The organism is Klebsiella sp. WP8-S18-ESBL-06, assembly GCF_014169755.1.
Classification (GTDB): Bacteria; Pseudomonadota; Gammaproteobacteria; order Enterobacterales; family Enterobacteriaceae; genus Kluyvera; species Kluyvera ascorbata_B.
In genome coordinates this window covers 965,154-989,316 of sequence record NZ_AP022256.1, presented here as the reverse complement: position 1 = coordinate 989,316, position 24,163 = coordinate 965,154, and the positions used below count along the sequence as shown (strand labels likewise).

The following is a 24,163-nucleotide window of genomic DNA, read 5'->3' as shown; positions in this document are numbered from 1 at the left end:
AATCACACGCCCAGACGATCGCGCAGGCTGTAATAGGCCGCGCCCATCGCGGTAAACGGTACGCGCAGCGTCCGCCCGCCCGGGAACGGGTAGTGCGGCAGATTGGCGAACGCATCAAAACGCTCCGCGTCCCCGCGCAGCAGTTCCGAAATCAGCCGTCCGGCCAGGTGGGTACAGGTCACACCATGGCCGCTGTAGCCCTGCATGTAATAAATATTTTTATCCAGTCGACCGAACTGCGGCATGCGCGAAAGCGTCAGCAGGAAGTTACCGGTCCAGCGATAGTCGATTTTGACCCCTTTCAACTGCGGGAAGGTTTTCAACAGTTTCGGGACCACCAGTCGCTCAACGTCATCAGGATCGCGCGCCCCGTAAACCACCCCGCCGCCGTAAAGCAGACGGTTGTCGGCGGTCAGGCGGTAGTAATCAAGCAGATAGTTACAGTCTTCGACGCAATAGTTATTCGGCAGCAATGAACGCGCCAGCTCATCGGACAGCGGCTCGGTGGTAATCACCTGGGTGCCGCAAGGCATGCTGCGTTTGGCTAGCTCAGGTTCCACTTTGTCACCCAGATACGCGTTACCCGCGACGATCACGAACTTCGCCGTCACCTGTCCTTTGGCGGTCGTGACCACCGCCGGCGAGGTGTGCTGAATGCCGGTGACTGCCGACTGTTCATAAACGCGGCCGCCGTTCAGGCGAATAGCGTCGGCTTCCCCGATGGCAAGATTCAGCGGATGAATATGCCCGCCGCTGTGATCCAGCAGCGCGCCGGTGTAGCGCTCGCTATCCACTTCACGGCGGATCGCCTTTTCATCCAGCAGCTCCAGCTGCGTATTACCGTAGCGCTCCCAGTTCTCTTTTTGCTCTTCCAGCGTCGCCAGCTGCTTGTGATTCATCGCCACAAACAGCCCGCCCGGACGGTAGTCGCAGTCGATCTGATAACGCTGAATGCGTTCACGGATAATCTCACCGCCTTCAAACATCATGCTGCCGAGCATTCTCGCCGTGTCCATACCGTAGCTTTTTTCGATAACATCAATATCGCGACTGTAGGAGTTAACCAGCTGCCCGCCGTTACGCCCGCTGGCGCCGAAGCCAATCCGCGCGGCCTCCAGCACAACCACGTCGTACCCCGCTTCGGCCAGATGCAGCGCCGACGACAGGCCGGTATAGCCGCCGCCCACCACGCAGACGTCGCAATGAATGGACTCATCAAGGGTCGGGAATGGCGCATATTTATTGGCGCTGGCGGCGTAATAACTGGTGGTATGTTCGGTCATGATTAAGCCTCCAGGCTGATCCAAATGGTTTTAAGTTCAGTGAATTTTTCAAGGGCGTGCAGCGATTTATCGCGACCATTACCGCTCTGCTTGTAGCCGCCGAACGGCACCGTCATATCGCCATCGTTATAGTTGTTCACGAAGACCGAGCCGGCCTTCAGGCGGCGGCTCATGCGGTGAGCGCGGGACAGGTCGCGCGTCCATACCGCCGCGCCCAGTCCGTATTGGCTATCGTTGGCCAGCGCAAGCGCCTGCGCTTCGGTTTTAAAGCGAGTGACCACCAGCACCGGGCCAAAAATTTCTTCCCGGCTGAGGGAATCTGTAGGGTCAACGTCAACGAAAATGGTCGGGCCGATTGCCGCAGGCCACGGCGTCTGACGACCGTCCACCAGCAGTTGTCCCTTGCGCTCGCCTTCACGAATAAAGGTGTGCACGGTGTCAGCATGGGCGCAATCGATCAGTGTCCCCATGGTGGTGGCCGGGTCGAGAGGATGGCCAGGCTGCCAGTTGCGCGCCTGCGCTTGTAAAAGGTCTAAAAACGCATCGGCAATGCTGTCTTCAAGCAGCAAGCGCGTACCGGCAATGCACACCTGCCCCTGGTTGTAGAAAATACCGCCCGCCGTGGCGTTGACGGCCTGCTGTAAATCAGGGCAGTCGGCGAAGACGATATTGGCGCTTTTACCGCCCGCTTCCAGCCAGACGCGTTTCATATTGCTGTCGCCGGCATCTTTCAGCAGCTGTTTGCCGGTGCGGGTGGAGCCGGTAAAGGCGATCGCATCGATATCCGCATGCAAGGACAGCGCCTGCCCGGCTTCATGCCCGAAGCCGCTTACCACGTTCAGCACGCCGTCAGGAATGCCCGCCTCTTTTGCCAGCCCGGCCAGGCGCAGTGCCGTCAGCGGGGATTTTTCCGACGGTTTCAGGATGACGCTGTTGCCCGCTGCCAGCGCGGGGCCTAATTTCCAGCAGGTCAGCAGCAGCGGGAAGTTCCACGGGACAATGGCAGCAATCACGCCAACCGGCTCGCGCACAATCATCGCCAGCTCATTACTGCTCGTGGTGGCGACTTCGCCATACACTTTATCCAGCGCCTCGGCGTACCAGCGAATCGCGCGCGCCGCGCCGGGAATATCATCGCGCAGGCTATGACGAATCGGCTTTCCGGTATCCAGCGTTTCCAGCAGCGCCAGCTCTTCCGCATGGGCTTCTATTAAGTCGGCGAGTTTGTTCAGCACCGCCTTACGTTTCGCCGACGCCGCCTGCGACCAGTCGCCGCGTTCAAATGCATCGCGAGCGCCTTGTACCGCGCGATCCACGTCGGCGTGTTGACCACGGGCAATGTTTGCCAGCGGAGCCTGGGTAAGCGGGTCAAGGGTTTCAAAGGTCGTATTGTCGGCGGCAGCACAATATTCGCCGTTAATAAATAACCGGTTTTCAATGGCGAGACTTAACGCTTTATCCTGCCAGTAAGCCAGATGATGGAAATTCATTTTGACTCCTGATTTTCGTATTCAAATACGCTTGATGGGTGAACGCCGGGCAACAGCAGGCCGCAAAGCGCCCCGGGTCAATAACCCGTATTTGCGCTTATGACGTTCTTTTTAATTACGTGTACTTTTTTACCCCGCCGGGAAATACATCCCGGCGGCGAAAAATAATCCGTTATGACGGCGATAGAACAGCCATTGCATCAGCCAGAGCGGCCAGGGGAGATTAAAACGTGGTGGGGGTATGGGCGCTGATAATCCGGCAAATTCCTGCCGATGTATTACTGAAGCTGTGCGGTATGCCGGTATTAATGGCATAGCTCTGCCCAGCGACCAGGTGATATGTCTGACCGTTAATCGTCAGAACCACTTCACCTTCCAGTACAGTGCCTATTTCCTCACCCTGATGCTTTATTCTTTCCCCGGTGGTGGTGCCCGGTTGATACGTTTCAAAAATCATTGCCAGCGTGCGATTAGGGTTACCGTTATGAACCAGCTTCATCGACACCCCCTGACTGCCCATTTCAATCAGGTCATCCTGATTAATAACGACCTGCGGCTCATCAGGTTTTTCCGGCTCGGAAAAGAATTCCGAGAGTGACAGACCATAAACTTTCAGCAGCTTTTGCAGCGTACTGATAGCAGGGCTGACTTTATCTTGCTCAATCGTGCTGATAGCACTGTGCGTCAGTCCAGAGAGTTCGGCGGCACGACGTTGTGAAAGTCCCTGCTTCTGGCGGATTTCCGACAAACGTTTTCCTGGCGCCAGTCCGTCATCACTCATAATATGCATTTCCTTAAGTGTAGGGGTCAGAGTCGCGGTTTTTCCGCGATATGGTTCTGACAAGCGGTGATAAAGCCCTCAAACAATATACGCGAAAGCGCGTACTCGCTACTGTTCCATTCCGGGTGCCACTGTACGCCCAGCGCGAAAGGATGGTCATTCACGCTGACCGCTTCCACCAGCCCATCCGGCGCACGCGCCTCAACACGCAGCCGAGGGCTGACCACTTTAGCTCCCTGACCGTGCAATGAATTGACCCAAAAGCTACTGCAATCCGGTAACAGGCGGGATAACAACCCGCCCGCCACCACCTGAACTTCATGCGACGGCGCGTATTGCTGCTCAATGGGCAGCTCCGGATCTTCCCGGTGCTCCAGCAGCTCCGGCTGTTCACACAGCTTGCGATGCAACGACCCACCGGTCGCCACCACCATTTCCTGGAGTCCACGGCAAATGGCGAAAATGGGGATGCGCCTTTCGAGCGCTGCGTTGATTAACGCCATGCTCAGAAGATCTCGCCCGGGATCGGCGTCAGGCTCATCGCCGTTTTCACCATAAAGGTGCGGCTGCACATTGCTGGGGCTTCCTGGCAGGTAGATACCGTCCAGTCTGGGAAGGAGTGCGTTCAGGTATTCAGGCTCTGCCAGCGCATGCGGCAGCGCAATGGGCAACCCGCCCGCACGAATAATGGCATTCAGGTACTTTTCTTGCAGGGTTTGGGTCTCATGACCCTTAAGCCTGTTCCTGCACATCACGATACCGATAACCGGCTTGTACATTATATTTTCCATGATCGCCCTCACAAAGTGGACTAAATTATAGCCATTACTGCCGTTAAATTGACCTTTATGTTCAATATTTTTTCAATCTAGCAGTGAGATTTCGTATTTGCAAACTTAATTTAACATTTGACAAACATTTCGTTTGCATACAAATTCGAGTAATGGTCATTATATTTTACACCTGAACGCAGGTGGGCAACAAAACCAAAGGCGAAGAATCATGGAAACTAATATCGTTGAAGTAGAGAGCTATGTTCAGCAGTCAGAAGAGAGGCGGGGCAGCGCGTTTGCGCAGGAAGTAAAACGCTACCTTGAACGCTATCCCAACACGCAGTCCGTCGATGTCTTACTGACCGATCTGAACGGCTGTTTCCGCGGTAAGCGCGTGCCGGTCTCCAGCCTGAAAAAACTCGAAAAAGGCTGCTATTTCCCGGCGTCCGTGTTTGCCATGGATATTCTGGGCAACGTGGTTGAAGAAGCGGGGCTCGGACAGGAGATGGGTGAGCCTGACCGCACGTGCGTGCCGGTGCTGGGGACCTTAACGCCTTCGGCGGCAGATCCTGAATACGTTGGGCAGATGTTACTGACCATGGTCGATGAAGATGGCGCTCCCTTTGACGTTGAGCCGCGGAACGTACTCAACCGCCTGTGGCAGCAGCTACGCCAGCGCGGACTGTTCCCGGTAGTAGCGGTAGAGCTGGAGTTCTATTTACTCGACCGTCAACGCGACGCCGAAGGTTATCTGCAGCCACCGTGCGCGCCGGGAACCGATGACCGCAACACCCAGAGCCAGGTCTACTCCGTCGATAACCTCAACCACTTTGCCGACGTACTCAACGACATCGATGAACTGGCACAGCTGCAGCTGATCCCCGCCGATGGCGCGGTCGCCGAAGCCTCTCCGGGCCAGTTTGAAATCAACCTTTATCACACCGATAACGTGCTCGACGCCTGCGATGATGCGCTCGCCCTGAAACGCCTGGTGCGCCTGATGGCGGAAAAGCATAAGATGCACGCCACTTTTATGGCCAAGCCTTATGAAGAGCACGCGGGCAGCGGTATGCACATCCATATCAGCCTGATGAATAACCGCGGTGAAAACGTGCTGGCCGATGCCGATGGCGAAGATTCTGTGCTGCTGAAAAAGGCGCTGGCGGGCATGATCGACCTGATGCCGTCTTCCATGGCGCTGCTGGCACCGAACGTGAACTCGTATCGTCGCTTCCAGCCGGGCATGTACGTGCCGACCCAGGCATCATGGGGCCACAACAACCGTACGGTTGCGCTGCGCATTCCGTGCGGCGATCGCCATAACCATCGCGTGGAGTATCGCGTGGCGGGGGCCGACGCCAACCCATATCTGGTGATGGCGACCATTTTTGCCGGTATTTTGCACGGCCTCGATAACGATCTGCCGTTGCAGGAAGAAGTGGAAGGTAACGGGCTGGAGCAGGAAGGGCTGCCTTTCCCCATCCGCCAGAGCGATGCGCTGTGGGAATTTATGCAAAACGCCCCGCTGCGTCACTATCTGGGCGAACGTTTTTGCCACGTTTACCACGCCTGTAAGAACGATGAACTGCTGCAATTTGAGCGGCTCATCACCGAAACAGAAATTGAGTGGATGTTGAAAAACGCATGACGCCCCTTCACGGGGCGGTAATACCGGCCTGAGTGGAACCTGGCCTGAATCTTCTGGTAATCCAGACATTTCCCGTATGTCGCGTTATGGAACGCAGGCGGCAACGGGCTTCCGTTAACGATTAAGACTGTGACGAGGAAATGAGATGATGCCGATGTTTACGTCCCCACAGGGGGAGGGAGGTTGCGAACATGAAACCGCCCTCACCGACTGCATGTTATCCCCACCGACGCCATTACTTCCCCTGCTAAACAGGTTTGATTTCAGGTCGACGCGACCGCAAACCCCGTTACGCAGTGGAGGTAACGCGCATGGCAACTAACACTTCGCTGAATATCCCTATGCAGCCGGGAAAAACCCGTCTGCGTAAATCGCTGAAGCTGTGGCAAGTGGTGATGATGGGCCTGGCCTATCTCACGCCGATGACCGTGTTCGATACCTTCGGTATTGTGTCCGGCATCAGTAATGGCCACGTGCCGGCGTCCTACCTGTTAGCGCTGGCCGGGGTGCTGTTTACCGCCATCAGCTACGGCAAACTGGTGCGTCAGTTTCCCGAGGCAGGCTCTGCCTATACCTACGCGCAAAAATCAATTAGCCCCCACGTGGGCTTTATGGTCGGCTGGTCATCGCTGCTGGATTACCTGTTCCTGCCGATGATTAACGTCCTGCTGGCGAAGATTTATCTTTCGGCCCTCTTTCCCGGCGTGCCGCCATGGGTGTGGGTGGTCACGTTCGTGGCAATCCTGACCGCCGCGAACCTGAAAAGCGTTAACCTGGTGGCGAACTTCAATACCCTGTTCGTGCTGGTACAGATAGCCATTATGGTGGTCTTTATCGTACTGGTTGTGCAGGGGCTGCACAAAGGCGAAGGCGTGGGGACCGTATGGTCACTACAGCCGTTTGTCAGTGAAAATGCGCACCTGATCCCTATCATTACCGGGGCGACGATAGTCTGCTTCTCGTTCCTCGGCTTTGATGCGGTGACCACGCTTTCAGAAGAGACGCCGGACGCCGCGCGCGTGATCCCCAAAGCCATCTTCCTGACCGCGGTGTACGGTGGGTTAATCTTCATTGCCGCGTCGTTCTTTATGCAGCTTTTCTTCCCGGATATCAGCCGCTTTAAAGACCCTGACGCCGCGCTGCCGGAGATTGCCCTGTACGTGGGCGGCAAGCTGTTCCAGTCCATCTTCCTGTGCACCACCTTCGTTAACACGCTGGCTTCAGGCCTGGCGTCGCACGCCAGCGTTTCGCGTTTGCTGTACGTGATGGGCCGTGACAACGTCTTTCCGGAACGCGTGTTTGGCTACGTGCATCCGAAATGGCGGACGCCAGCGCTGAACGTGATCATGGTCGGGGTTGTGGCGCTGTCGGCGCTGTTCTTCGACTTAGTCACCGCCACAGCGTTGATTAACTTCGGCGCGCTGGTGGCGTTTACCTTCGTCAACCTGTCGGTGTTCAACCATTTCTGGCGACGCAAAGGCTACAACAAAAGCTGGAAAGATCACTTCCATTACCTGCTGATGCCGCTTATTGGCGCGTTGACGGTCGGCGTGCTGTGGATCAACCTGGAAGTCACATCGTTAACGCTGGGTTTGGTCTGGGCAATGCTGGGGGGAATGTATCTTTGGTATCTGATCCGACGCTATCGCAAAGTACCGCTGTATGACGGCGAGCAGCGGATAAGCACTGTTGGGGAAAGCTAACCGAAATGCCCGATGGCGCTACGCTTATCGGGCCTACGGGGATTGAGATCGACATTCTTTGTAGGCCGGATAAGTCGCTTACGACGCCATCCGGCACTCCGCTATCTGAGCGGCGCAGCATCACTGCGCCGCTGTATTCAGGGCTACGCCGTTTTATCCAGCACCACCACACACTGCCCCGCGCGTACCGATGATCCCGGCTGTACGCGGACCTGGCTGACCACCCCGTCCTGCGAGGCCAGCAGCGGGATTTCCATTTTCATCGACTCCAGAATGACCAGCACATCGCCTTCACGAACGGTGCTGCCCACGTCGACGTTGACCTGCCAGAGGTTACCGGAGATCGGGCTTTCAATCCCCTCCTGCCCCGGCTTAAGCGGCGCATCCTCACCTTCCGCCTCCCGCGCATCGCTGCTGTCAAAATGTGCCTGGCCGTTGGCAATCCAGCGCTCGCGCTCTGCGTCGAATGCGCCTTGTTGATGATGACGGAACGCCTCAATGCCCGCCGCTTCCGTCGCGAGGAATTGCTGATACTCCGCGAGTTTCAGGGTGGTATGTTCAATACGCAGCGGATAACGACCTAAGGGAAAATCACGACGAATCGTCAGCAGTTCGTCGGCAGAAACCGGGTAGAAACGGATCTGGTCGAAGAAGCGCAGCAGCCACGGCTTACCGCCGAAATCGTCCACCGCATGATAGCGATTCCACATTTGTAGCGTGCGACCAACGAACTGATAGCCGCCCGGGCCCTCCATGCCGTAGACGCAAAGATACGCCCCGCCGATACCGACCGAGTTTTCCGCCGTCCAGGTTCGTGCCGGATTGTACTTGGTAGTGACCAGCCGATGGCGCGGATCGAGCGGCGTGGCCACCGGCGCGCCGAGGTAAACATCCCCCAGCCCCATCACCAGGTAGCTGGCATCGAATACCGTTTTATACACCGCATCGACGTTAGCCAGATCGTTGATACGGCGAATAAACTCCAGATTGCTCGGGCACCACGGCGCATCACGGCGCACCGTGGTCATGTACTTGTCGATAGCTTTCTGACACGCCGGATCGTCCCATGATAGCGGCAGCCAGACAACGCGCGACGGCACCTCCAGAGAGCCCTGTTCACAGACCGACTGCCATAGCCCGGTCACCACATCCAGCAACGTCGCCAGGCTCAGCGCCTCCGGCTGATAGTGAATCTGTAGCGAACGGATACCCGGCGTCAGATCGATAACCCCCGTTAACGCCCGCGCCTCCAACGCCTGCATCAGCGCATGCGCGCGAAAGCGCAGTACCAAATCCAGTTCCGGATCGCCAATCTCCAGCAGCAAATGGGTATCACCGGAGAGCCGCGCCACCAGCCGTTTATCGCGCTCGCCGCAGTCCAGCACCACCGGCGATGGCAGGCCCGCAGGCTGCCAGGGTGTAATCTGTGAGGTCAGGCTGGCGATTTCCCGCTCCTGGGCCTGCGCCAGCCGCCGGGCGGTGGCGATATCAACCGGCACAAAGCGCACTTTGTCACCGGCTTTAAGCTGCCCCATGGCGTGCAGATCGGCCTCAATAATCGTCGCCGGGCAGACAAAGCCGCCCAGGCTCGGCCCGTCTGGCCCGAGGATCACCGGCATATCGCCGGTAAAATCAATCGCCCCGATGGCGTACGGGTTGTCATGAATATTTGAAGGATGCAGCCCCGCCTCACCGCCGCTATCGCGAACCCATTCGGGTTTCGGGCCAATCAACCGCACGCCGGTACGGCTGGAGTTGAAGTGGACTTCCCAGTCGGTCGCAAAGAAGGTCGCCATATAGCGCAGTGTAAAATACTCCGGCGCCGCGTGCGGGCCATAAATCACCCGCAGTTCGCGCACAGGGGCCAGCGCGGTGCCAAGCGATGGCGGCAGCACCGCGTCCGGACACGGTGCGGTGAGCGGCGCCAGATGCAGCACGTCGCCGGTGCGCAACGCCCGCCCGCCGTGGCCGCCAAACTGACCCAGCGTAAAGGTACTTTTGCTGCCGAGATAATCCGGCACCTGAAAACCGCCGCGCAGGCACAGATAGCTGCGCACGCCACCACCCTGGATATCGCCCATCCGCAGCGTCATACCGGCGCGCACGAGGAAGGTGCGGTTGTTGGCCTGCGGGACGCCGTCCAGCGTCAACGCAATCGCCGCGCCGGTCACCACCACCTGCGCATCACAGTTAAATTTTAGCGTTGGGCCGCTGAGGGTAATTTCCAGCGCGGCCGCGTCGGCGGCATTTCCCAGCAGGCGGTTGCCAAGACGCAGCGCCCTGCTGTCCATCGGCCCGGACGGCGGCACGCCCACCGCCCAGTAGCCTACGCGGCCGGGGTAATCCTGTACCGTGGTTTGCGTACCGGCGCTCAACACTTCCAGCGTAGCGGCCTGATAATTCAGCCCTTCCAGGCAACGGGTCCACGGCTCGCCGCAGGCAAACGGCGTAAAGGTCAAAATTTGCTGCAAATAGCTGCGGTTAGTCTCCACGCCGTACAGACGGGTTTCGCCCAGCGCGGTATGCAGCGCGTGGATTGCCGCTTCACGCGTCGGCTGCCAGGCGATAATTTTCGCCAGCATCGGGTCAAAAAACGGCGGCACCTCGCAGCCAGATTCCACCCAGCTGTCGATGCGCAGCGTCACGCGGTCGTCGGTTGGGAACACCACTTCGGTGAGCAGACCGGGCGATGGCTGGAACTGACGGCCCGGATCTTCAGCGTAAACACGCGCCTGAATCGCATGCCCCTGAGGCTCAAGGCGGTCACGCAGCTCGCCCAGCGGCGGTAATTCACCGGCGGCAAGGGCAATCATCCAGCGCACCAGATCGACGCCCCACACCTGCTCCGTCACCCCGTGCTCGACCTGTAGCCGCGTGTTCACCTCGAGGAAGTAGAAGTGGGCGGCATCGCTGTCGTAGACAAATTCCACGGTACCAGCGCTACGGTAGTTTACCGCTTTACCCAGCTTGATTGCCGCCTCGCATAACGCTTGCGCCATGCCTGCGGGCAGGTTGGGCGCGGGCGTCTCTTCCAGTACTTTCTGGTTACGGCGCTGTACCGAGCAGTCGCGCACGCCCAGGGCAATAACCTCACCGTTGCCGTCGCCAAAGAGCTGTACTTCCAGGTGGCGCGCGCGTTCGATGTATTTCTCAATAAACACGCCCGCGTTGCTGAAGTTATTTTTCCCCAGCCGCACCACCGCGTCGAAGGCCTCGCTGAGCTCAGCAGCGCTATAGCAGACGCGCATCCCAATGCCGCCACCGCCCGCCGTGCTTTTGAGCATCACGGGGTAGCCTACGCGTTCGGCGGCCTGAAGCGCGTCGGTGACATCCGCCAGCAGTTCGGTGCCTTCGAGCATCGGCACGCCGTGCGCTTTTGCCAGCGCCCGGGCGGTATGCTTAAGGCCAAACAGGCGCAACTGTTCCGCCGTGGGGCCGACAAAGGCGATACCGGCCTGTTCACAGGCGTCGGCAAAGTCGGCGTTTTCCGAGAGAAAACCATAGCCCGGATGAATCGCCTGTGCGCCGTTGGCCTTCGCCGCCGCGATGATCTTGTCACTGACCAGATAGGTGTTGGCGGCCGGGCCATCGCCCAGGCTTATCGCCTCGTCGGCTTCACGAATATGCAGGCTGCTGATATCAGCGTCGGAATAAACCGCCACGCTGCCAATGTCCATAGCACGCAGCGTGCGAATAATGCGGCAGGCAATCGCCCCGCGATTCGCAATCAGGAGTTTCGTTAACATAGGTCAGACTCAATCGTGGCGGGTCGTCCCGCCCAAAAATCGGCTCACCGCATGGTCGTCCATGGGGAACAAGCGTTTAAGGCAGGAGGCGTCCGGCACGCACTTCAAACAGGCGATAGATCATTTTTCGCAGGCGCTGCCAGCGGGTTGGCGTCAGTTCCATACCAGCACCTCCGCTGGCGTGGGGTTCCAGCCGTTGCAGGGATTATTCAACTGCGGGCAGTTGGAAATCAGCACAATGACGTTGCACTCGGCGCGCAGCTCGACGTATTTCCCCGGTGCGGAAATACCGTCTTCAAAGGTCAGGCCACCCTGCGGCGTCACCGGGACGTTCATAAAGAAATTGATGTTCGCGCCAATATCGCGTTTTTGCAGGCGACCATCGTGCAGGCAGGCGCACAGGAAGTTATCGCGGCAGCTGTGCATATGACGCTTATCGAGCGCATAGCGCACGGTGTTGCTCTCCTGCGCGCAGGCGCCGCCGAGCGTATCGTGGCGACCGCAGGTATCGGCCACAATCGTCAGCAGCGGGTTGCCCAGATTGGAATAAAGCACGCTGTCGCAGGTCAGGTAGGCGTTGTTCTGGCGGCGCAGCGTGCGCTGGGCATCGTAGCGTTCACGAGGGTTATCGGCATTATAGAACAGCGTGTCGATAGCCTGATTACCTTCCAGATCGAGCAGACGCAGGGTTTGCCCTTTTTTCACCTCAAACAGGTAGGGTTCTCCCGCCGGGATCACGTGGCGGAAGGCGGCATACTGAGCATGTTTTTCGCTGGCAGCGGTCATTTTTTCGGCTCCTTACAGGGCAAAAAGTTGCGTATTGGTGAAGGCGCGCTGGTTTTCCGGGCGGGTTAAAAGCGCGTTAACCGCGGCCTCTTCATCCTCGGCCCGACGCCAGCTGAGCGCGACCGGGCGCGGCGTATATTCGCGCGAAGGGTCCATCGGGTGCGGCAGCGCGGTCATCACCATCAGGGCGTCCATGGGCGCATACAGTTCCACGTAGCTGCCCGGCTGCGAGTGGCCGCTGTGGAAGCTGAACTGCCCGTTTTCATCCACGGTCACTTTGCTAAAGAAGTTGACCACCATCAGCAGATCTTCAAGATTCAGATCCCATTTTCCCATCTCCACCAACAGGTTATCCGTGCCGTTGCGGTAGAAGGCATTGCGCAGTTCCTGATAGCGCCCCTGCCCGTATTTCTCCGCCGCTTCGGCGGCATTGAGTACGCCGCCAAACGGGTCGTGCCAGCCGCTGGTGTCGGCGGTAATGCCAGCGAGCACGCGGCCCATATCCGAGTAGAAGCAGTGCCCGGCGGTCAGGCGCGCGGTGTGCTGGCCTTTGAGCGTGTCCGGCAGATTCAAGCGTTCGCTTTTCTCATGCGGGTTTAACATCATCAGGCTGACGTTAGCGCCGCCGTCGATGTCGGTCATCCGCAGGATCTGCCCGCGCTTGAGAATAAAGGAGAGATGCCCACCGGCGGGGAGCGTCTCTTCGCGTAATGTTGTCATGGTATTCACTGTTAACCCCTTAATGCATAAACGTTATCGGGAGCCGTACCGCCGAGCGCGGAAAGCCGCGTCTCGTTGAGCGGGATATCGTAGGTAATACGCGCGCCGAAGGCGTTCGGCGCCTGTGGGTCAATGCGCACTTTGTCGAACACCAGCAGGCGGGTGCCGAGGTTGAAGCCTTCCGACAGATCGTGCGTCACCATAAAGACGGTCATGCGGGTTTCGCTCCACAGCTGCAACAGCAGCGCGTGCATGTCTTTACGGATCCCCGGGTCAAGCGCGCCAAACGGTTCGTCCAGCAACAGGACGCGCGGTTGCATAATAAATGCCTGGGCGATGGCTAAACGCTGCTGCATACCGCCCGAGAGCTGAGCCGGATATTTATCGAGCGCGTGGCTTAGCCCGACCTTTTCCAGCATTTCAGCGGCCCGCGCGCGCGCCGCGCGTTTTTTGCTGCCAAACAGCCGCCCGCACAGCGGCGATTGCGGCAGTTCCAGGCCAATCGTGACGTTGTCCAGCACGTTCAGGTGCGGGAAAACGGAGTAGCGCTGAAACACCACGCCACGGCTGCTGTCCGGCTCGGCGTTGAGCGGTTTTCCTTCCAGCGTAATGGAACCGCGGCTTGGCGCCTCCTGGCCGAGCAGCAGGCGCAAGAAGGTGGATTTTCCGCAGCCGGATGCGCCCACCATGGAGCAAAACTCCCCTTCTTTAACCTGCAAATTCAGGCGTTCCAGCACCACGTGGTCGCCGTATTCCTGCCAGATATTGTTGATACTGATAAAGCTCATGCCTTCCCTCCTTCCGCCCAGGGAAAACAGGTTTTGTGTAGCTGACGGAGCGCCAGATCCATCAGCCATGCCAGCAGCGTGATCCACAGGACGTAAGGAATAATGACGTCCATCGCCATGTAGCGGCGCACGAGGAAAATGCGGTAGCCCAGCCCGGCGGTTGAGGAGATAGCCTCGGCTGAAATCAGGAACAGCCACGCCGACCCCAGCAGCAGCCGCAGCGAGGTCAGAAGCCGCGACAGCAGCTGCGGCAGCACCACCCGTAGCACCAGCGTCCAGCTATTCGCGCCTAAGGTCTGCGCTTTAATCAGGATCTCCTGCGGAATGTCGCCCGCGCGCTGTTCCAGGTCGCGAGCCAGCATCGGGGTGATGCCAATGACAATCAGCATCACTTTCGACAGTTCATCCAGGCCGAAGACGATAAACAGCACCGGTAAAATCGCCAGCGGCGGGATCATCGACAGCACGGTCATCAGCGGCGACAACGACGCCCGCCACAGCGGGAATACGCCGGACATCACGCCGATGCATAGCCCCACCAGCGACGCAATAGCCAGACCGGTCAGCAAACGGGCCAGGCTGACCAGGGTATCAACCCATAGCAGGTACTCACCGCTGCGTTTATCCGGGGTAAACGCCATCCGCGATATGGCATCCAGCATCTGCTGGAAACCGGGCAGCAGTTTGTCGTGCGGGTTGGCGTCCAGCCGTACCGCCGAACCGAAGAAATAGGCCATCAGCAGCAGGATGAACGGCAACATCACAAGCATCAGACGCATGCCGGGTTTGGGATGACGATTAATGTGTCGCATGGAAACTCCGTCAGTCATCACAGCGTGCCGGCAGCGGCCATTTTCACGAAGCTGTCGTCAAAGCGCAGCTTCACGTTATTGGCATCGCCCCAGCTCACCTTGCCGGGGAAGGTCATACCGATAAAATCCGCGCTCTGGGCGCCCTCGCCCAACAGCCCTTTATCAAATGAGAACGAGGCCACGCGCTGCATGGTTTTCGCCAGCTCCGCCGAGGTGATAAACGCGATGTTGTCCTGCGGGGTGTAGAACAGGTGGGTGGTTTTTAACTGCGCCTGATAACCGGCCAGATCGGTGCCGGAGGCGGCGGCCATCGACGTTAACGCGTGGGTATCCTGCGCCTTCATCAGGCCCATCATCTCGTACCATGCGCCGGTCAGCGCTTTGCCAAGCGCAGGGTTATCCTTCAGGGTTTCGCTATTGACGACCATCATGTCAATAAGCTCGCCGGGGACCTGCGAGGAGCTAAAGACTTCGGTGGTTTTTGGCGTCCCTTTGATAACGGAGAGCTGCGGGTTCCAGGCCACGGCAGCCTGTACGTTTGCCGTGCCGAACGCCGACACGATATCCGCATCGGAGGTGTTCACGACGGTGACATCTTTTTCCGCCAGGCCCGCTTTTTCCAGCCCGCGCACCAGCAGGTAATGGGAAACAGAAAGCTCCGGCAGGTAGACTTTCATCCCTTTCAGATCGTTAAGGGTTTTGCCCTCACCTTTCATCACCACGCCGTCGTTGCCTTCCGAATAGCTGCCGAGGATCAGCGCAGTGGAGTCCACGCCGCCCGCTGCCGGGATCGTCAGCGCGTCCATGTTGGTCATGGTGCAGCCATCAAACTGACCGGCGGTGTACTGGTTAATCGACTCGATATAATCATTAAGCTGGACGACGTTGATTTTAATGCCGTATTTATCCGCCCATTTATCGATGATTTTGCTACTGCTGATGGTGCCCCAGGGCATCCATCCGGCGTAGATGGTCCAGCAGACGTTAAACTCTTTCTTTACGGCAGCAAAAGTGGGAAGACTGACCAGCATCGCCAGCGACAGGACAAGAGCGCGGTATAATGACGTTTTCTTCATGTCTAACCTCTGATAGGCAAAAATTAGGGGCAGCGCGACACCATCAGGTGCTGCTGTCTCCCGGGTTTTTGTCCCGCCGTGTAACCTCTCAGAGGTCGCCAGCTCTTGGACCAGCCGTTCACCGCGGTGAACCGGAACCCTAGCCAGCTATTTTTCAGATTGTGTGTTGCACTGCGAAGTGAGATTTGCAAAGGCTATGCCAGGTTTATTTTTGCTTATTATCAGTGCATTAGGCGTTGGTTCGTGAGCCACATCCCTTTTGTGGTGCGCGAAAAGAAGGCAGTGCTCCACAATGGTGCTGGTGGGGATGGGCGTGGTTTTATCAGCAAGGGGAAAGCATTCAATATGTTTACCGTGGCGTTATCAATATCGCAGCGTTTTCTATCCTTTTCGCTGCGCGCCAGAATAGTGCTGAGTAAACAGCAAATCGAACTGCTGCTTTTTTTTCTGTAGGCAAGGAAACATTTTACTGTAGCTGGTGATAAATTCCGGGGTGATCAGGCTATGCAGATCCTCATTCGCCAGCCACTGGCTGCGGATAAACTGCGCGGGCGTCACGTGCCACTCGGCTTTCGGCTCGCAATATGTATAGCAATGACCACGATGATTAAACTCAAAAAACTCCTGGCCATTATTCAACGAAAAATAGCAGTTCTGCAGGCCGTCAATCGTGAGATTCATAAAGTAAGCATCTTTGATAAAGCGGGCAATATCGTGAGAAATGACGAATACCGCCGTCGGTATGTCATGGCTAAGGAGATCGTTAAAGTCTTTCAGCGTGGTGATTTCAGGAGTCAGTTCATCAGACTCCAGGAATACACAAAACATGGTGGTAACCCTCTGCATACTGCTACCCGGGCGATGAAATCTGGAGAGGCCGTGAGAGCCTCTCCAGCAGAGTGGTTTAGAACTGATATACCGCACCGATACCGACGACGTTATCCGTGCTCAGACCCAGGTTCTTCACGGCCGCGTTGTCTTTATCCAATAGGTTGATTTTATAATCGACGTAGGTGGCCATATTTTTATTGAAGTAGTATGACGCGCCCACTTCCATGTATTTCACGACATCCGCGTTTCCTTTGATGCCCTGGTTGTCGTTGCTCGCTCGCGATTGCAGATAAGCAATGGATGGACGCAGGCCGAAATCGAACTGATACTGAGCAACCAGTTCAATATTTTTGGTTTTGTCGGTAACGAAATCCCCGACCTTTGTCATATTACGGGTTTCGGCGTAAGTCGCGGCCAGGTAGATATTGTTAGCATCGTATTTCAGGCCGCTGGCCCATGCTTCCGCATTTTCAGCATCGTTATAGGTCAGGCGCTGCTGATCGTCAGTACGCTTAGCGCCGGAATAGGCCGCCGTCGCGCTGACGCCCGCACCAATCTCATACGCCACGGAAGCGCCCCAGCCTTCACCATTCTGCGCGAAGGCATCGTCACGGCCGTTAACGTTTTCACTTCCCCCACCGTTTTTGCCCTGGTACTGAATCGCGAAGTCCAGACCATCCACCAGGCCAAAGAAACCGCTATTACGGTAGGTTGCCAGGCCGTTTGCACGGTTATTCATAAAGTTATCGGTGGTTGAATAAGAGTCCCCACCAAAGACAGGGAGCATATCCGTCCAGGCTTCAACGTCATAGATGACGCCATAGTTACGGCCATAATCAAACATACCGTAATCGCCCGCTTTTAATCCGGCATAGCCCAGACGGGTCGCGGTTTTCGCGCCATCTTCTGTACCGTTACCCTGAATGTTGTATTCCCACTGACCATAGCCGGTCAGCACATCATTAATTTGTGTCTCACCTTTAAAGCCCAGACGAATATACGTTGCATCACCATCGCTTCCCTTTGCATCAGAGAAGGTGCGACGGGCATCAACTTTCCCATATAAATCCAGCTTGTTACCGTCTTTATTATACATTTCGGCTGAATGCGCTGCACCCGCAGCCAGTAATGCTGGAATAATCACTGCAAGAATTTTTTTCATAATGGCTTCATCATTTGTTAGTTATGTTGAAATCAATAGACCGCCTGGCTATTACATGTAGACAGGCGCTCTCAAACACTGCCTGTAAACATTTAAGGAAAAGTTCATAAAACAAAACTAATAACATGTAATAATATGTAAAACACCCTGTCACATCTCTTTTTCTGAGATGCAAAATAAATTCATTCACAATAAAACTACATTTAAAGAAAAACCTCATAATACAAACAGACGATTTCTGATTTTTTTTGCAAATACATCAAAAAGACTAACCCATTACCATAAAAACTATTAGCCTGCGTGCATTTGTTATGTATAAAAAGAATCATTCCATCAAGTCATTTCCACACCGACAGCAGACTTTGACGCCATAAAAATCAATTATCATAGTCAAATAAATTGATAAATAGCTTATGTTTCAAATTATTATCTTGTGTAATGTTGCTTTGTCGGGATTGAAAGAATTCATCAATCTGCTATCAATAGAATGCCCCCTATAACTATCACCTTCATTGGTTATCGGGAACGGCAGCAAACGCGACTATGATGCCTTTATATTGCCTTAGTTGATTCTTATCGCTCTACAGGAAGCGTATTACTTCCCCCTTTTCCCTGATGCGCAAAGTGGCGCGCGGAGAAGATATTTATGCACCAACTCGGCGCACCATGCGTGGCGGTTAAGCTGAACGCCGGGGAAATATTAAACTAAATGAGATGCCTGACGGCAGACAAATATATTGAATGTAAACAAAAATGATAAAACAGGTAAAGATAAGGAACATTCACCCAACATATAGCACGTTACTTTCGTCAAACATCAACCAGACAAATAAATTGGAATCAATAACAAATAAATTGTTAATCACGACATGCGTGATTAATAAATAAAAGACTAATCACTCCAACATTAATTTTATATAGGTTTTTTATGCCGATAGCCCCTGGTAATAATGAAGTTCAGAGCGTAAAAAGACAGCGCCTCTCGCGCCTGCAAAAAATGCTGCTGGTAGAGACGGTAAAACAGCCGTCAGGAAAACCCCTCACGCGTGATATCGAGCGGGCATTACAGCTAAAGTCATCAATCAGGACATACAGCAGCAATGTCCGTAAGACCTTTCATCTGATGGAAAAAAAGGGCCTGGTGCGGATCTATCGCAGGAACGATCTCCAGCTTATGGTTCTGCTGACGGCGGAAGGCCAGAGTCTGGCGAATCAATTGATTAAAGAGGAAAACCGCACCGATTGTCTGAACGATGTCGCGGGTGAAGAGCATCTCCCGTATCGCAAAACGCCTAAGGATGGCACGAAACTGGTATCGATTTCGTTGCTAGGGCAGGAATACATCACCCGCCAGGCGGCGCTGGTGATCTACGCCCAGGGGAATACCGGTTTGAAACTGTGGCTCGAAGAAAATGAGACCGTGACGATTCATGGCAGCCTGTCGACCACCGTGGAACTGTACAGAATGTGCTATCAGACCGGCCTCCCCGTTCATACGGTTGCGCTCGTCGCGGATGACATGCCAACGACTGCGGCTGAGGAAGCGGGGCGAGCGTAAGCCCTGCATACGGAGTGGCTCATTCCTGGCCCCATTTCTATGCCACACAGGCTGTTGATTGGGGGTAAGGCAGGTTGAACTCGGTTGACAGGAAAATGCCAAAAAGCCGAATTAAATCATGGCGTCGTTGAATTCAGTGGAGAGATAGAGACTTAAGATTGGAGCGGGCGAAGGGAATCGAACCCTCGTATAGAGCTTGGGAAGCTCTCGTTCTACCATTGAACTACGCCCGCAAAGGTGTGCGAGGAGCATTATAAACGTTACTCCTCGTCTGGCAAGCTATCATGTTGCTAAGTGACGATAAAATAACCGCTTAGCACTTCGGCGGGCTGCCCTGTGGCGGCAAATAGCGTAGCGGATCGATAGCCGTCGCCCGGTAGCGAATCTGGAAATGCAGCCGCACCGAGTCCGCATCCGAACTGCCCATCGTGGCAATTTTCTGCCCTATCTTCACGCTCTGACCGTTATTCACCAGCAGCTTATCGTTGTGTGCGTAGGCGGTGATGTAATCCTCGTTATGCTTGATCATCACCAGGTTGCCGTAGCCGCGCAGCTGATTGCCAACGTACACGACCTTCCCGGCTCCGGCAGCATAGACCGGCTGACCGCGGCTGCCGGCGATATCAATACCTTTGTTTCCGCCTTCCGAAGTGGTATAGGTCATCACGACCTTACCGCTAGCAGGCCAGCGCCAGCAGCGTTGCCCCACCGGCGGCCATGAAGACTGGGGCACTGCGGAGGAGGGAACCACTTTCGCCGTTTTGCTGGCGGTCGATTTTTTCGCCGAGGAAGCCGCGCCGCTCACCTTCAGCTTTTGCCCGACTTCAATGGTGTACGGCGGAGAAATACCGTTCATTCGCGCCAAATCTCGCACGCTGGTGCCCGTCATACGCGAAATACGCGACAGCGTATCGCCGCGCTTTACGGTATAAACCGAACCGCTGTAGCTGCCTTCTGACGAGTTTCCGGCGCAGCCGGACAGCGCCAGGCCGATAGCCAGGCACATTGACAGTCGTAATGGGGAAGAGATTTGGCTTCCTGCTCGCAAAACGTATCCTCAGGTCATCAACGATCGGGACACCTATGATAGCAGGCTCACGCAGGATGCCAAACCATCAGGAAAGTGAATGATTGCCAAATGGGAAACCTTCCGCCACCAGCTCCATGACCTGTGGGCACCAGTTGGCTGCGGGTATTTTTACCATGGCCGGATAAAAAATCTGCGGCGCAGGGAAGACGTCTACCACGTAGCATTCATGCAGCTTCTCTGCACACACCTCGGACGACGGCAGCAGCGTCGCCGCCGCCAGCCCCGACTCCAGCCAGTCGATAATCACCCCCGGCTGGGTGATGTGCATAATCACCTTCGGGTTCACGCCCGCTTTGCGGAATAGGTCGATCAGCATCTCGTAAGTGCCAGAGTCTTTCGCGCGGTGCAGCAGTACCAACGGCAGCTCGCCCAGTGCATTGTAGTCAAACGGGTTAGCCGGCGCTTGCGGCAGGCATTTTTTGTTGATCACGGCCACCAGCTTCACCGGATCAAACGACACATAGTCGAAGCCTTCGCTGCGATAGGGGCGCTGGATAAATGCCAGATCGATCGCGCCCTCATTAAGCAACATCTCCAGGTGGCTGGAATCGGTGACGGAGATATTCACCTCGATTTCGGGGTAGCGCTGATACAGCGCCAGCAGCAGCGGTTTGAAATAGGACTGAAACAGATGGCTCATCCCAAAACGAAACTGCAGGCGATCTTTCTGAGCGATCTCCATGGTTTCACGGGCCGTATCTTCGACCTGCCGCAGAATCTCACAGGCCTTACGGTAAAGGAAAAAGCCCGCTTCCGTTGGCTCTATGCGGTTGCCGTGGCGCAAAAACAGCGGCGTTTGCAGCTCGTCTTCCAGCTCCTGAATACGTTTGCTCAGCGGCGGCTGAGCCATGTTCAGAACCTTTGCCGCCTGGCTTATTGATCCCTGTTCTACCACCCGACAGAAATAGCGTAACCGTTTTAAATCCATATCGCCCCCGCGCCTGAAATGACTTGCCCTAGTGTACGCACGATGCCGCGCCGGGTGTAGCCACATCTTTTTGATCTACCGAGACCAGGCTAAACGGTATTTGCCCCTTCCCGGTGTAGGGAATAGGGTGATCGCAGCAATTCTTACCGATGATAAACAGGAATACACCGTGAAAAATAACACGACCGTACGCGATCTGCGCTCCGCGCTCGCGCTACTAAAAACGCTGCCTGGTGAATACGTTGAAACCGACACCGAGGTTGATCCACACGCTGAACTGTCCGGCGTTTACCGTTACGTTGGGGCCGGCGGCACCTGCCAGCGCCCGACGCGTAAAAACGGCCCGGTAATGATGTTCAACAAAATTAAGGGATTCGATGATATCAGCGTCGCAATTGGTATCAACGGTTCTCGTAAACGCGTCAGCCACTTCCTGAACTGCCCGCCGGAAAAACTGGGCCACCTGCTGAAAGACTCCGTCCAGAGCCCGATTCCACCGGTGCTGACCACGCAGAAAGCGGTCGCTCAGGAAGTGGTTCACCTGGCCACCGATGCCGATTTCGACCTGCGCAAACTGCTGCCTGCACCGACCAACACCGAAGAAGATGCCGGTCCTTACATCACCATGGGCCTGTGCTACGCGTCCGATCCGGAAACGCACGAATCCGATATTACCATTCACCGCCTGTGCGTACAGAGCCGCGATGAGCTCTCCATGTGGCTGACCCCGGGCCGCCACATTGACGCATTCCGCATGAAGGCCGAAGAACTTGGTCAACCGTTGCCTATTTCAATTAGCATCGGCGTTGATCCGGCAATTGAAATTGCCGCCTGCTTTGAACCACCAACCACGCCGCTGGGTTTTGATGAGCTGAGCATTGCCGGTTCCCTGCGCGGCCAGGCCGTTGAAATGGTGAAATGCCTGACCATCAATGAAAAAGCCATCGCGCATGCCGAAATCATCATTGAAGGTGAGCTGCTGCCTGACGTCCGCGTCCGCGAAGACCAGAACACCAATACCGGCCGCGCGATGCCGGAATTCCCGGGCTATACCGGCGAATCAAAAGATGCGCTGCCGGTGATTAAAGTCAAAGCGGTCACCCATCGCCACAGCCCAATCTGGCGCACTACCGTAGGTCCAGGTGAGGAACACGTCAACATGGCGGGTATCCCAACGGAAGCCAGCATTCTGGATATGGTGGGCCGTGCAATGCCGGGCAAATTGCTGAACGTCTTTGCCCACTCTGCGGGCGGCGGCAAACTGCTGGCGGTGATGCAGTTCAAAAAATTCTCACCGGCTGATGAAGGCCGCCAGCGCCAGGCCGCGCTGCTGGCATTCTCCGCCTTCCCGGAACTGAAACACGTGATTCTGGTGGATGAGGACGTGGATATTTTCGATAGCGACGATGTGCTGTGGGCAATGCAGACCCGCTACCAGGGCGATGTCGATACCATTACTATCCCTGGCGTACGCTGCCACCCGCTGGACCCGTCTCAGGTACCGGAATACAGCCCAAGTATTCTGCAGCAGGGCATGTCCTGCAAAACGATTTTCGACTGCACCGTACCGTTCCACCTGAAACATCACTTTGAACGTTCTAAATTCAAAGAAGTTGACGTGAAACGCTTCCTGCCGGACTTCGAGTAAGAGGAACAGACAATGACACCACGCATCATCATCGGCATTAGCGGCGCTTCCGGTTTTCAGTATGGCGTGAAGGCGCTGGAACTGCTTCAGCCCCTTCCGCTGGAGGTTCATCTGGTCGTCTCTAAAGGCGCGGAAAAAACCTGCGAGCTGGAAACGGACTACCGTCTGGACGAGGTGATGGCGATGGCTGACGTCGTGCACCCAATTGGCAATCTGGGGGCGGCTATCTCCAGCGGCTCCTTCAAAACGCTGGGCATGCTGGTCGCGCCCTGCTCCATGCGCACACTGGGCGCGATAGCGCATTGTCTGACCGATAACCTGCTGACACGCGCGGCCGACGTGGTGCTCAAAGAGCGCCGCCGTCTGGTACTGCTGGCACGTGAAACACCGTTAAACCTCGGCCATATTCGCAATATGACCGCCGTGACGGAAATGGGCGGGATTATCTTCCCGCCGGTTCCGGCTCTCTATCAACGTCCGCAAACTGCGGACGACATTATTACGCATAGCGTCAACCGCGCGCTCGACCTGTTCGACATCGACGTGGATAACATCCCGCGCTGGGGCGAAGGTTCGCTGCGCCACGACGGCTAGAGCGACAAAGGAAATTCTCACCATGTTAATCGGTCCTTATGTAAACGGGTCCGCCGTGATTATCGGCGGGCTGATTGGTGCCCTTGCCGGCGGTAAGCTACCGGATCGGGTCAAAACGGCGCTGCCGATGACCTTCGGTCTGTGCTCCGTAGGCCTGGGTATTACGCTGGTACTGAAAGTGAAATACATGCCGGCGGTTGTGCTGGCCATGATCGTCGGCGCCCTCCTGGGCGAACTGATGCATCTGGAGAGCGGCATTGGTAAAGCCGCGGGGTCAACCCGAGGGCTTATCAATAAAGTCTTTCCCCCGGTTCAGGGCCTCAGCCATGAAGAGTTCACTGAGAAATTCGTCGCGATTCTGGTGCTGTTCTGCGCCAGCGGCACCGGCGTATTCGGGGCGATGACGGAGGGGATGAGCGGCGATCCGTCGATTCTGTACATCAAGACCATTCTCGATCTATTCACCGCCGGGATTTTTGCCACCCTGCTCGGCTTTGCGGTCATCACCATTGCGATTCCGCAGTTGATTATCCAGCTGGCGCTGGCGATGCTGGCGGTGTTCCTGATGCCAATGATTACGCCGTCGATGATGGCCGATTTTTCCTGCGCAGGCGGGCTGCTGATGGTTGCAACGGGGCTGCGTATTTGTAACATCAAGCTCTTCCCGGTTGCCAACATGTTACCAGGGCTTGTTTTGGTAATGCCTTTTTCCCATTTATGGGCTACGCTGGTTGCCTGAGTATATG

At 56.1% G+C, this 24,163-nt stretch carries 21 protein-coding genes, 1 tRNA gene and 1 riboswitch; of the genes, 7 read left to right on the top strand and 15 right to left on the bottom strand.

The window, feature by feature from the left end; genetic code table 11:
* Positions 1–2 precede the first annotated feature (2 nt).
* The 4 genes from puuB to puuD all read right to left on the bottom strand — a co-directional run bounded on the left by puuB (position 3) and on the right by puuD (position 4,333).
* Positions 3–1,283 carry a gamma-glutamylputrescine oxidase gene (puuB, locus tag H7R76_RS04785; RefSeq protein ID WP_182967091.1) on the bottom strand — a complete coding sequence of 427 codons (1,281 nt, stop codon included), beginning with the start codon at positions 1,281–1,283 and terminating at the stop codon, positions 3–5.
* A gap of 2 nt (positions 1,284–1,285) precedes the next feature.
* Complete coding sequence (puuC, locus tag H7R76_RS04780; protein ID WP_182967089.1) at positions 1,286–2,773, bottom strand: aldehyde dehydrogenase PuuC; 1,488 nt, start codon at positions 2,771–2,773, stop codon at positions 1,286–1,288.
* Between the two features lie 223 nt (positions 2,774–2,996).
* Entirely contained in the window at positions 2,997–3,554 is a 558-nt protein-coding gene (gene puuR, locus H7R76_RS04775; protein WP_106925831.1) for an HTH-type transcriptional regulator PuuR, read from the bottom strand.
* A 26-nt stretch (positions 3,555–3,580) separates the two neighbouring features.
* Positions 3,581–4,333, bottom strand: a complete 753-nt coding sequence (gene puuD / locus H7R76_RS04770) for a gamma-glutamyl-gamma-aminobutyrate hydrolase (protein WP_182928676.1) — start codon at positions 4,331–4,333, stop codon at positions 3,581–3,583.
* A gap of 223 nt (positions 4,334–4,556) precedes the next feature.
* Between puuD and puuA the strand changes: the two genes are divergently transcribed.
* The 3 genes from puuA to puuP all read left to right on the top strand — a co-directional run bounded on the left by puuA (position 4,557) and on the right by puuP (position 7,678).
* Positions 4,557–5,975 (top strand): glutamate-putrescine ligase, encoded by a 1,419-nt coding sequence (gene puuA, locus H7R76_RS04765; protein ID WP_182967087.1) that lies wholly within the window; start codon positions 4,557–4,559, stop codon positions 5,973–5,975.
* A gap of 145 nt (positions 5,976–6,120) precedes the next feature.
* The gene (locus H7R76_RS25220) at positions 6,121–6,297 is read left to right on the top strand and encodes a YmjE family protein (protein ID WP_420259184.1); all 177 of its coding nucleotides are present in this window, start codon (positions 6,121–6,123) and stop codon (positions 6,295–6,297) included.
* On the top strand, positions 6,287–7,678 hold the full coding sequence (gene puuP / locus H7R76_RS04760; protein ID WP_182967085.1) for a putrescine/proton symporter PuuP: 1,392 nt from the start codon (positions 6,287–6,289) through the stop codon (positions 7,676–7,678). Before H7R76_RS25220 ends, puuP begins: the two co-directional genes overlap by 11 nt.
* A gap of 143 nt (positions 7,679–7,821) precedes the next feature.
* On the opposite strand, the gene uca is transcribed toward puuP, so the two are convergent.
* From uca to ompC, 8 genes are all read right to left on the bottom strand, one after another.
* Complete coding sequence (uca, locus tag H7R76_RS04755) at positions 7,822–11,424, bottom strand: urea carboxylase (RefSeq protein WP_182967083.1); 3,603 nt, start codon at positions 11,422–11,424, stop codon at positions 7,822–7,824.
* A gap of 153 nt (positions 11,425–11,577) precedes the next feature.
* The gene (locus H7R76_RS04750) at positions 11,578–12,210 is read right to left on the bottom strand and encodes an urea amidolyase associated protein UAAP2 (RefSeq protein ID WP_106925821.1); all 633 of its coding nucleotides are present in this window, start codon (positions 12,208–12,210) and stop codon (positions 11,578–11,580) included.
* 12 nt (positions 12,211–12,222) lie between these two features.
* Positions 12,223–12,930, bottom strand: a complete 708-nt coding sequence (locus H7R76_RS04745; RefSeq protein ID WP_182967081.1) for an urea amidolyase associated protein UAAP1 — start codon at positions 12,928–12,930, stop codon at positions 12,223–12,225.
* Positions 12,931–12,941: 11 nt separating this feature from the next.
* Positions 12,942–13,718, bottom strand: a complete 777-nt coding sequence (locus tag H7R76_RS04740; protein ID WP_182967079.1) for an ABC transporter ATP-binding protein — start codon at positions 13,716–13,718, stop codon at positions 12,942–12,944.
* Positions 13,715–14,530 (bottom strand): ABC transporter permease, encoded by an 816-nt coding sequence (locus H7R76_RS04735; protein ID WP_106925815.1) that lies wholly within the window; start codon positions 14,528–14,530, stop codon positions 13,715–13,717. Before H7R76_RS04735 ends, H7R76_RS04740 begins: the two co-directional genes overlap by 4 nt.
* 17 nt (positions 14,531–14,547) lie before the next feature.
* Positions 14,548–15,606, bottom strand: coding sequence for a putative urea ABC transporter substrate-binding protein (locus H7R76_RS04730; RefSeq protein WP_182930063.1), 1,059 nt, complete (start codon positions 15,604–15,606; stop codon positions 14,548–14,550).
* A gap of 55 nt (positions 15,607–15,661) precedes the next feature.
* Positions 15,662–15,760, bottom strand: a riboswitch (guanidine-I (ykkC/yxkD leader).
* 227 nt (positions 15,761–15,987) lie between these two features.
* Positions 15,988–16,434 (bottom strand): hypothetical protein, encoded by a 447-nt coding sequence (locus tag H7R76_RS04725; RefSeq protein WP_182967077.1) that lies wholly within the window; start codon positions 16,432–16,434, stop codon positions 15,988–15,990.
* A 76-nt stretch (positions 16,435–16,510) separates the two neighbouring features.
* A complete protein-coding gene (ompC, locus tag H7R76_RS04720; protein ID WP_182930588.1) occupies positions 16,511–17,602 on the bottom strand; it encodes a porin OmpC in 1,092 nt (363 codons plus the stop codon).
* Positions 17,603–18,596: 994 nt separating this feature from the next.
* Here ompC and H7R76_RS04715 point away from each other — a divergent pair.
* Positions 18,597–19,157, top strand: a complete 561-nt coding sequence (locus H7R76_RS04715; protein ID WP_146145705.1) for a hypothetical protein — start codon at positions 18,597–18,599, stop codon at positions 19,155–19,157.
* A gap of 159 nt (positions 19,158–19,316) precedes the next feature.
* Here the strand turns inward: H7R76_RS04715 and H7R76_RS04710 are convergent.
* The 3 genes from H7R76_RS04710 to H7R76_RS04700 form a co-directional block, all read right to left on the bottom strand.
* Positions 19,317–19,390 (bottom strand) — tRNA-Gly (locus H7R76_RS04710).
* Positions 19,391–19,470: 80 nt separating this feature from the next.
* The gene (gene actS / locus H7R76_RS04705) at positions 19,471–20,163 is read right to left on the bottom strand and encodes an amidase activator ActS (RefSeq protein ID WP_182967901.1); all 693 of its coding nucleotides are present in this window, start codon (positions 20,161–20,163) and stop codon (positions 19,471–19,473) included.
* A gap of 109 nt (positions 20,164–20,272) precedes the next feature.
* Entirely contained in the window at positions 20,273–21,175 is a 903-nt protein-coding gene (locus H7R76_RS04700) for a LysR family transcriptional regulator (RefSeq protein WP_106925804.1), read from the bottom strand.
* Positions 21,176–21,344: 169 nt separating this feature from the next.
* On the opposite strand from H7R76_RS04700, the gene H7R76_RS04695 reads away from it, so the two are divergent.
* The 3 genes from H7R76_RS04695 to H7R76_RS04685 are packed head-to-tail and all read left to right on the top strand — an operon-like array spanning position 21,345 to position 24,156.
* Entirely contained in the window at positions 21,345–22,823 is a 1,479-nt protein-coding gene (locus tag H7R76_RS04695; protein ID WP_106926109.1) for a UbiD family decarboxylase, read from the top strand.
* 12 nt (positions 22,824–22,835) lie between these two features.
* On the top strand, positions 22,836–23,417 hold the full coding sequence (locus H7R76_RS04690; protein WP_182967075.1) for a UbiX family flavin prenyltransferase: 582 nt from the start codon (positions 22,836–22,838) through the stop codon (positions 23,415–23,417).
* Positions 23,418–23,439: 22 nt separating this feature from the next.
* Complete coding sequence (locus H7R76_RS04685) at positions 23,440–24,156, top strand: DUF554 domain-containing protein (RefSeq protein WP_106925800.1); 717 nt, start codon at positions 23,440–23,442, stop codon at positions 24,154–24,156.
* Positions 24,157–24,163: the final 7 nt, after the last annotated feature.

What these genes read in the sequence shown, in the direction of transcription:
- H7R76_RS04730 (WP_182930063.1), bottom strand. Translation starts at nt 15,606, where the DNA reads ATGAAGAAAACGTCATTATACCGCGCTCTTGTCCTGTCGCTGGCGATG.
- puuD (WP_182928676.1), bottom strand. Translation starts at nt 4,333, where the DNA reads ATGTACAAGCCGGTTATCGGTATCGTGATGTGCAGGAACAGGCTTAAG.
- actS (WP_182967901.1), bottom strand. Translation starts at nt 20,163, where the DNA reads ATGTGCCTGGCTATCGGCCTGGCGCTGTCCGGCTGCGCCGGAAACTCG.
- puuA (WP_182967087.1), top strand. Translation starts at nt 4,557, where the DNA reads ATGGAAACTAATATCGTTGAAGTAGAGAGCTATGTTCAGCAGTCAGAA.
- H7R76_RS04750 (WP_106925821.1), bottom strand. Translation starts at nt 12,210, where the DNA reads ATGACCGCTGCCAGCGAAAAACATGCTCAGTATGCCGCCTTCCGCCAC.
- puuR (WP_106925831.1), bottom strand. Translation starts at nt 3,554, where the DNA reads ATGAGTGATGACGGACTGGCGCCAGGAAAACGTTTGTCGGAAATCCGC.
- H7R76_RS04745 (WP_182967081.1), bottom strand. Translation starts at nt 12,930, where the DNA reads ATGACAACATTACGCGAAGAGACGCTCCCCGCCGGTGGGCATCTCTCC.
- H7R76_RS04690 (WP_182967075.1), top strand. Translation starts at nt 22,836, where the DNA reads ATGACACCACGCATCATCATCGGCATTAGCGGCGCTTCCGGTTTTCAG.
- uca (WP_182967083.1), bottom strand. Translation starts at nt 11,424, where the DNA reads ATGTTAACGAAACTCCTGATTGCGAATCGCGGGGCGATTGCCTGCCGC.
- H7R76_RS04715 (WP_146145705.1), top strand. Translation starts at nt 18,597, where the DNA reads ATGCTGCTGGTAGAGACGGTAAAACAGCCGTCAGGAAAACCCCTCACG.
- H7R76_RS04735 (WP_106925815.1), bottom strand. Translation starts at nt 14,530, where the DNA reads ATGCGACACATTAATCGTCATCCCAAACCCGGCATGCGTCTGATGCTT.
- H7R76_RS25220 (WP_420259184.1), top strand. Translation starts at nt 6,121, where the DNA reads ATGATGCCGATGTTTACGTCCCCACAGGGGGAGGGAGGTTGCGAACAT.
- H7R76_RS04725 (WP_182967077.1), bottom strand. Translation starts at nt 16,434, where the DNA reads ATGTTTTGTGTATTCCTGGAGTCTGATGAACTGACTCCTGAAATCACC.
- H7R76_RS04700 (WP_106925804.1), bottom strand. Translation starts at nt 21,175, where the DNA reads ATGGATTTAAAACGGTTACGCTATTTCTGTCGGGTGGTAGAACAGGGA.
- puuC (WP_182967089.1), bottom strand. Translation starts at nt 2,773, where the DNA reads ATGAATTTCCATCATCTGGCTTACTGGCAGGATAAAGCGTTAAGTCTC.
- H7R76_RS04685 (WP_106925800.1), top strand. Translation starts at nt 23,440, where the DNA reads ATGTTAATCGGTCCTTATGTAAACGGGTCCGCCGTGATTATCGGCGGG.
- H7R76_RS04740 (WP_182967079.1), bottom strand. Translation starts at nt 13,718, where the DNA reads ATGAGCTTTATCAGTATCAACAATATCTGGCAGGAATACGGCGACCAC.
- puuP (WP_182967085.1), top strand. Translation starts at nt 6,287, where the DNA reads ATGGCAACTAACACTTCGCTGAATATCCCTATGCAGCCGGGAAAAACC.
- puuB (WP_182967091.1), bottom strand. Translation starts at nt 1,283, where the DNA reads ATGACCGAACATACCACCAGTTATTACGCCGCCAGCGCCAATAAATAT.